This window comes from Lacinutrix himadriensis (assembly GCF_001418105.1).
Taxonomy (GTDB): Bacteria; Bacteroidota; Bacteroidia; order Flavobacteriales; family Flavobacteriaceae; genus Oceanihabitans; species Oceanihabitans himadriense.
Genome location: NZ_LIQI01000002.1, coordinates 1 through 8,313 on the forward strand (window position 1 = coordinate 1; position 8,313 = coordinate 8,313).

The 8,313-nt window shown below is 30.6% G+C and carries 10 protein-coding genes; 9 read left to right on the forward strand and 1 reads right to left on the reverse strand.

Going from position 1 to position 8,313, the window contains the following annotated elements:
• Nucleotides 1-646: 646 nt before the first annotated feature.
• From AMD28_RS00015 to AMD28_RS00055, 9 genes are all read left to right on the forward strand, one after another.
• Nucleotides 647-1,231: a hypothetical protein gene (locus AMD28_RS00015; RefSeq protein ID WP_055442115.1), complete on the forward strand. Its 585-nt coding sequence runs from the start codon at nt 647-649 to the stop codon at nt 1,229-1,231.
• A gap of 162 nt (nt 1,232-1,393) precedes the next feature.
• The gene (locus tag AMD28_RS00020; RefSeq protein ID WP_055442116.1) at nt 1,394-1,873 is read left to right on the forward strand and encodes a hypothetical protein; all 480 of its coding nucleotides are present in this window, start codon (nt 1,394-1,396) and stop codon (nt 1,871-1,873) included.
• 30 nt (nt 1,874-1,903) lie between these two features.
• On the forward strand, nt 1,904-2,596 hold the full coding sequence (locus tag AMD28_RS00025) for a hypothetical protein (RefSeq protein ID WP_152975497.1): 693 nt from the start codon (nt 1,904-1,906) through the stop codon (nt 2,594-2,596).
• A gap of 187 nt (nt 2,597-2,783) precedes the next feature.
• Nucleotides 2,784-3,011 carry a PLD nuclease N-terminal domain-containing protein gene (locus AMD28_RS00030; protein ID WP_055442118.1) on the forward strand — a complete coding sequence of 76 codons (228 nt, stop codon included), beginning with the start codon at nt 2,784-2,786 and terminating at the stop codon, nt 3,009-3,011.
• Between the two features lie 401 nt (nt 3,012-3,412).
• Nucleotides 3,413-3,829: a hypothetical protein gene (locus tag AMD28_RS18560; RefSeq protein WP_055442119.1), complete on the forward strand. Its 417-nt coding sequence runs from the start codon at nt 3,413-3,415 to the stop codon at nt 3,827-3,829.
• A 155-nt stretch (nt 3,830-3,984) separates the two neighbouring features.
• Nucleotides 3,985-4,569 (forward strand): hypothetical protein, encoded by a 585-nt coding sequence (locus AMD28_RS00040; RefSeq protein ID WP_055442120.1) that lies wholly within the window; start codon nt 3,985-3,987, stop codon nt 4,567-4,569.
• 129 nt (nt 4,570-4,698) lie between these two features.
• Entirely contained in the window at nt 4,699-5,610 is a 912-nt protein-coding gene (locus tag AMD28_RS00045) for a hypothetical protein (RefSeq protein WP_055442121.1), read from the forward strand.
• Nucleotides 5,611-5,777: 167 nt separating this feature from the next.
• Nucleotides 5,778-6,218 (forward strand): SMI1/KNR4 family protein, encoded by a 441-nt coding sequence (locus tag AMD28_RS00050; protein WP_055442122.1) that lies wholly within the window; start codon nt 5,778-5,780, stop codon nt 6,216-6,218.
• A gap of 229 nt (nt 6,219-6,447) precedes the next feature.
• Entirely contained in the window at nt 6,448-6,900 is a 453-nt protein-coding gene (locus tag AMD28_RS00055; protein WP_055442123.1) for a DUF5063 domain-containing protein, read from the forward strand.
• A gap of 389 nt (nt 6,901-7,289) precedes the next feature.
• Here AMD28_RS00055 and AMD28_RS00065 read toward each other — a convergent pair whose 3' ends face one another.
• On the reverse strand, nt 7,290-8,258 hold the full coding sequence (locus tag AMD28_RS00065) for an IS110 family RNA-guided transposase (RefSeq protein ID WP_055442124.1): 969 nt from the start codon (nt 8,256-8,258) through the stop codon (nt 7,290-7,292).
• Nucleotides 8,259-8,313 lie beyond the last annotated feature (55 nt).

The window sequence follows — 8,313 nt, forward strand, 5'->3', positions numbered from 1 at the left end:
AATGTTTTATTTAAAATGTAAACTTAAGCCGTGTATAATTAATTGCTTCATTGAGCTTACTTGCGAATATTCCTGCGGAATATTCACAGGTTCGTTAAAGTTTACTAACTTAGTTGCTTAACCACGCAACTAACCATACACAACAACGTTATATACAATTGCTCTGAAATTGTAACTCCTAATAAAACCGAATTACTAAAACCATAATTCATCGGAATTTTTTCTCACTCAAACTTTGAATTTAAAAACAAACTCTGAATCTCACTCAAACGGAATTTAAGCTTGTTTGCGGAACTTTAAGTTGTTTGTGAAAACTGAATATAATACTGAATTTAATTCTACAGAAATATCACTCAAATGGAAAATCACTTATGCAGAAAAAACCTGGTTTTCTTTACGAGATTTTTTTGAGTTTTAAAAAGATAAATCCAACTCTAAAAATTTCGGAAAACTATTTCTGAATTTTTGCAGAACGCTCTCACTCTACTCTATCGCAAAAGTATATAACAACGCATAAAAAAAATTGCTATATTTAGAACTAATTTTAAAAATCGTTGCACTTTTGCTACATCTGATTTTCCTTCGGAAAATCCTCGCTCGCAAAAACGCAACTCTTTTTATACAAAACCGTTGGCAACAATAAAAAATGAGAGCACTTAAACTAACTTTTTTACTTCTATTAATAATCTCTTGTAAGCAAAAAAAAGAGGAAATTAAGCCTGAATTAAAAACTGAAAATCACAAATCGGAAACTATTACTCAAGAAGTCGAAACGAAAATTGAAATGGATTCGGTTTACGAATCGTATAAAAAAGGCAAAGTTGAAAAATACGATTGGGATTTAGCTTTTAACAAAGCGGATAAATACAGTAAAATATCTGAATCTTACTCTGACAAAGAAATAATCCCGAATGACTTTATGGAATTCAGCAGAAAGTTTATTTCTAACTCTGAATTTCAAAAAGCTCATATCGACTTTGATAATTTAATTGCAGTTGTCGGAGCTTGTGAAGAAACGTATGTTTTGAAAAAGGATAATTGGGTATTCGACGATTGGAACTTTATTAATGAAATTGGAATTGACGAAAAATGGGAAAACACATTCAATTATTCGGACAATATGTTCTACTCTGAATATACATTAAAAGAAGTAGGAACACTTACAATGCTCGGATTTGAAAAAATAAATGGAGAATGGAATTTAACTTTATATATTCAAAATGATTGTTAAATTACTGTTGCCAACATCGCATAAAAATAATGCGTAGATTAGTACTTAAACAAAGAACAGTGCACTTTTGCTACTTCTGATTTTCCTGCGGAAAATCCTCGCACACAAAAACGCACTATTCTTATACGTAACCGTTGTGCATAATTTGAGAAAACTCACGAAATGAAAAAAATAGTCAGAATAATATTAATAATTTTAGTGTTTATTTCCTGTAAGAATACGCCGAAAACCATAGCCGAAAACCAATCTTACTCTGAAAACTCAATCACTCAATCGGAATTAATAAAATCGGAATCGAATCAGACCGAATTGATTGCTCAAAAAATACTTGACCTTCCCAAACTTCAATGGATTTATCATCCAGAGGTAAAAGAAAGATTACCAGTAAAAGTATTGGAATCGGAACTGATTGACAAAAATTTAAATCTAATTAAGTTTGGACAAAAAGTTAGAATACTTTCAATGTCAGAATTAGAAAAAGAAGGAATTAAAGACTATGTAGTATTTGACAAAATAGAAATCGCAAAAGACACAACTGAATTTGAACTTTATTATAAAATAGAAGGTGCAGGTTGCAATGGAAAACTGATGAACGAAAACGGAAAATGGAAAGTTATCGATTATTCTGTTTGGGAAAATTAAAAAACTATGCACAACACCGTGTATAAAAAAATGCTACATCAGTGCTTAAATAAAGTTAGTTGCTCTTTTGTTTCGTCTGATTTTCCTGCGGAAAATCCTCGCTTACAAAAACGCAACTTTTCATACACAAACACGTTACCTACAATATTGAAAAAACTGCTTCAAATAATAATTCTGACTTTAATCACGGCTTGTGGTTCAACAAAAAACACGACTGACTTAATTGCGGACGAAAAGTTTGAATTATGTTCTGAAATCAAATACAATCGACTCGTGAACGAGATTGAACCGAATTATGGTAAACTGATTTACAAACTGAATATTCATAGCTTATTAGAAAATTCACTAATTAAAGAAAAATACCTGACTGAAATAAGTAAAAACGGATATGCGGAATTATTAAAAAAAGCAAGTCGGAAAGAAATAAAACCAGATTTTTTCGAGAAACTTATATCGGATTTAGGGTTTGACCCTTATTTGTTATTTCCGATTAATTCTCATTTATCTTGCTATGGCTACTTATTTGAACAATTAAACATTTTAGACAACTCGAGTTGGCAATATGAATTTTGTTTAGCTCATAATAAATTTGAGGCTTACGGAAATTTAAAAACTGATAGTGAATATCTAATTGAAGCGCTGAATAAAATTCCAGAAGATAAATTTCAATTAATTATGTATCGGAAATTATTCTTGGATTTAATATATACAACTCTGAATTAAAAATACTGTAGGTAACATCGCATAAAAATAATGCGTAGTTTAGTGCTTAATCAAGAGTTCGTGCATTTTTGTTACGTCTGATTTTCCTTCGGAAAATCCTCGCACACAAAACCGCACTATTCTTATACGTAACCGTTAGCTTTAATGCTAGAGAAACGTCAGGACTAACAATTAAAAAAAGAAAAAAATGATATATTTTGGAATGATTGGTGCTTGGCAACTAATTCTGATATTAGTAGTCTTATTTCTTGCGATTTTACCAACGATAATTGCTCTTGTAGATATTTTAAAAAGCGAATTCAAAGGGAATAATAAAATTGTTTGGATTTTAGTCGTTTTATTCGCTAATTTTTTTGGTGCAATTTTATATTTTTTAATCGGTAGAGAACAAAAAATAACGAATGAAAAAACATAAAAACGATTCTAGACAAGTTTGCGGAATCGAATACTGAATTGGATACTAGGAATATCACTCAATCGTAATTCAGCAAGTTGCGGAATTGTTTACTCAAAATCTGAATTAAAAATATTGCGGAATTTGAGCAAGTTTGCGGAATGAAAATCGAGTTGAATAAAACATAAAATGCGGAATTGAAAAGCTGACTTAAAACAAAATATCAACAAGAAAGCAAACGGAAATAAAAGCACTAAAAGCTAACACCGTATATAAAAAATTGCTAGTTTTAGCTTAACCAATGTTAGTTGCTTTGTTTGCTTGCATCTGATTTTCCTTCGGAAAATCCTCGCTCGCAAACCCGCAACTTTCCATATACAAAACCGTTGTACACAATATAACCACTCAATAGTATTTTGAATTTGACTGACCAAAAAGTGAATCGTATTTTAATACCAGTTGTAATAATTGTAGTAATATTTTCTATTTTCAAAACCATTAGAAATGACAAAAAAGAAGAACAACTTAAACTAGAATACAATTATGTCATTGGAGAAATTACCAACCATTATAGTCTTGGCTTAGAGGCATCTTACTATATCAATTTCAAATACATCGTTGATGGAACTGAATATTCAAAATCTGTAAATTATAGTTTTAAATATGCAGATTGCGAAAGAACTCGGAACTGTATTGGATTGAAACATGTAGTATACTTTGACATTGATAATCCTGAAAGTGCATTTATGGATTTTGATCTAACTGAATTGGACATGAAAAGGAAAAATATTAAACGGAAAAACATAAAAGAACGAATTGAAAAACTTAAAGTGGAATAAAAATACTGTGTACAACATCGCATAAAAATAATGCGTAGATTAGTACTTAAATAAAGAACAGTACATTTTTGCTACTTCTGATTTTCCTTCGGAAAATCCTCGCACACAAAAACGCACTATTCTTATACGTAACCGTTGTAGCCAATTAAACCAAAATGCTCGGAATTTCAACATACAAGCCAAAATTTCATACCACAGCTGAAAGTTTCAAAAGTGAGTTTGAATTAACTCTGTCTGAACTTATCGGAAAAAGAATTGAACGATTTTGGATAATGTGGGATACTAAAGAAAACGAATGGTTGACAGATGGACCAATAGTTCTCGATATTGAAGAAAAAAGATTTGAATTTACTGCTTATCAATTGGATGAATTCAGTCTGACAATTAATTCATTTGAACTAACTGACAAATTGGATTGGTACGGAATGGGAAATGAAATGCCTCTAATCTGGAAAGAAAACGGGAATTCTGATTTGACAAAAAACTTGAATAAGGTTATAATTGGAATTAATATTCTGACCTATAATTTTTTGAGTGAATCAGTGGAAACTGGAGAGAAATATGAAACTGGAGATATGCTTACAGGAATAGAGTTTGTTTTAGAAAAAGAATCTGAATCTGACAATGAAAATTTCTTTACGATATTTAATAATCTTGACCAAAATGGAATTGAAAAGACTGAAATAAATCACGAAAATCAAATAAAACGAATAAAAATAACTGGCTACAACATCGCATAAAAATAATGCGTAGATTAGTGCTTAATCAAAGTGTAGTGTTTTTTTGTTACTTCTGATTTTCCTGCGGAAAATCCTCGCACACAAAAACGCACAATTCTTATACGTAACCGTTGTGGGTAATTTAAGAAAATGACCGAGAAAGATTTAAACATTCTAAATTCATTATTAAAACGGACTGAAAATCTTCCGGAAATTCTGCATTTACGAGCAGCACCTTTGGAATATGAATTGACCAAAAGCGATAAAGATTTACTTCTTGAAACGTATCAAAAATTAGATGATATTTTAAAAGAGGTTGCAGCATTTATCAATGTAAAATTCCCTGGAAGACAAGGTTACATTCATTCTTGGAATAAAATTGATTTCGACACGAAGATTGGTGGAATGAAAATAATAACAACAGACAGAGAACATATAAAATCTGAATGGAGAAAAGGAATTTTCGATTTAAAGAGTTTAATTAAATCTCTTACTAATGAAGTCACGCTTTTAGTCGACCAAGAAAAGGAACTTAAAGGAAACCCATTACTTGACGAAAAAGAATGGGACAAATACTTTGACAAACGCCTTGAAAAAAGGGCTGACCAAGCCGATTTTTTTCTTGATATGATAATTGAAAAAGGACTTATAAATTTAGACAAGTCAACTGTTAGAAAATATTTTAAAAAGTGGTTTAACGAATCTCAAGATTTCGATTTACAAATTAAAGACGGTGACTTTGCAATTGAAGATGGAGATTTACAAACTATTCCTGATTTCAGCCAAGACAATATTCCTGAATTTCTAAAGTGGTTTGAAGATGAAGGAAACAAGTTTATGGATTATTTAAAGAAGCAAGGCGTGAATGTAAAAAAGGACTCAAAGGAAACAATTATCAATAATGGAAATATGATAATTAATAAGAAATCAAAAATTGGAAAACAGACAATTAAAAACGAAACGGAAGATAAGGAATCAGGTTGGTCTAAAGCAAATGTAATTATTGCATTTGTAGTTGGAATAGCAACAATTGCTGGTGTTATTTGGCAAATATTTGGATAAAAAACTACCCACAACACCGTATAAAAATAATTGCGGTTTAGTGCTTAATCAAAGGTCGTTGCGTGTTTGTAACGTCTGATTTTCCTTCGGAAAATCCTCGCATACAAACCCGCAACTATTCTTATACAACAACGTTAGCTGTAATTACTCACCAAACTCAAAAAAGAATGGAAATTGAAAAAATCGGAATAAGACTTGAAAAAATAAAAAAGTTGAATTCTAATTTTGAATATAGTTTTGGAGAAAAAATCAGTCCTAATAATATTGAATTTATTGAAAAGAAGCTGAACTTAAATTTTCCTGAAAAAGTGAAAAAATTCTACAGTTTCACAAATGGATTAAAAACAACTAATCCGAACTTTGAGATTATCGAACTGAATGAATTAAAAAAGGAAAAATCTTTAGTTCATTTTGCAACTTTTGATAATAATAAGAAAATTTACTTTGAAACAGGAAAGTGGAATAATGCGAATGAATGGAATATTATTGAAAAGGAAACCAATTATGAATTGACTAAAACAATAAGCAGTTTTTGGTCGAATAAAATTTGGCACTGGATTGAAAATAAAAAAAGGATTTGGGAGAATGAATTTTGGAAAACTGAATAAAAACTACAGCTAACACCGTGTATAAAACATAGCTATTATAGGCTTTCCGAGAGGTTTTTGCTTATTTACAAAGTACGCCAAATTTTTAATTTGGTTATATTTAAAAAAGAAAATTAAAAATAAAAATTAAAAATTCGGCTCGTGCTAAATCCGAAAAGTTAGCGTTTATTTATACGCTACGTTTCATACACAAGACCGGTTGTAACACATTTATCCAAACCAAGAAACATTGAGTAAATTAAGAGAATTAATAGACAAAATCACGGAATTCGGAATTAATCCAAAAGTGGAATTGACCGACAAAATTGATGTCCTTAAAAAACTGTTAGTTGGAATTTACTCGGAATATCTAAATTCGGAATTTGAATTAGATGAGACGGATTATAATGACGCACCTGATTTTAATTATAATGAGATAAAAGAAAATGTCAAATCTAATTTTACAGATTTAGATTGGTATAGTACTGTTTTGGATTTAAACAAAATGGAACCGTATGTGGAAATTGGAATTGGAGACTCTTTAGACGACCTAACTGATATAATAAAAGACTTATTAGTTGTTAAATGGAAAATGCACAATACAAGTGAAATGGATGCTCTTTGGGAATTTAATTTTTCTATGAAAACCCATTCGGAACAACATCTGATTGACCTTTTGAAGTATCTAAACGAAAAAGAATAATGAATGATGCATAAAAAGAATCTAAAAATTGTGAGACTTTACATTATTAGTTTAATCTGTATTGTCTGCTATTTTTTATTGGAGAATTCTACCATCATATCTGAACTCGTTCAAATATCTGAAAAAGGTCGTTATAGTGGATTTCCGACCTTTTTTCTGACAGGATTATTTAAATACGGATTATTGATAGTTGGAATAGGAATTATTATTATTCTGACTTTTTTATTAATCAGAGAAAGAACAAAAAAACAATCGAATAAATAAAAACGTGTTACAACAAAGAACTGAGGTAAAAAACAACTCTTTTCTTCGTTAATTTTAGACATTATTAGTTTTGGCTCAAAATAATTTTATTGTTTTGAGCCTTTTATATTTTATGTAATTCTTTACTATTTAGGCAATACTGAAACGTGATTTTCACAATATGGCAATCCTGATTTAGCAATAGCAAATGCTTGCTTTAATAACTTATTTGCAACTGCTATTAACGCAAGTTTTTTACTCTTTCCTTTGGCCACCAATCGTTCATAAATCTCTCTACAAGCCTTATTGTACTTACATGCCGAAAATGCACATAAAAATAGCAGATTTCTTAGTTTCTTATTCCCTACTTTACTTATTCTACTTCGTCCGCGAACACTGCTTCCTGATTTTCGTATAGTTGGTGTAATACCGACATAACTACACAGTTGTGATGCCGTTTCAAATTTTTTAAATCCATCAGTTACTACTATTAAAAACAAAGCTGTTTTCACACCCATTCCTGGGATGCTTTTTAATAATGTCAGTTGATGTTGCTGCTCTTGTTTAACTAAATCTAATAGACGCTCTTCTATCGCGGTAATCTCCTTTTGCAAATGCTTAACGTTTCGCTTTAAAGAACGATACACAAACTTGGAAGGTATTCCTAAGGTTTCTTCACCATGAAGTTTATTCTTCGATGCCGTTCGGTATTTTATGTAACTATCCAGCAATCTAAAGAGTTGCAAGCACTCACTCTGAACTTCATTTAAAGCTGTGTAAAGAGGAACATCATTCATTTGTCCATATTCACAAATGGCTTTAGAATCACTCTTATCGGTCTTTACTTTGGCTAATTTCATCTGGATAAATCGCTTTACAGATAAAGGGTTTACAACAGACACACATACTCCAGATTTATATAAAAACTGTGCCAACCTGTAATGATAATAACCTGTAGCCTCCATAACCACCAAAACACTTTCTGGTAAGCCTTTTATGAATTTCACAAAGCCTTTCTCATCATTTTTAAATTGGTCATGTCCTGTCTCTGAACCATAAACATCAAAGACATCTTTGCTAATGTCTAATCCAAAAATTTCACTATATTTATTCATAAGAATTAAATTTTGGAAAGAACGAGCTACTGATGTTTCAAAAACTTGAAATCGA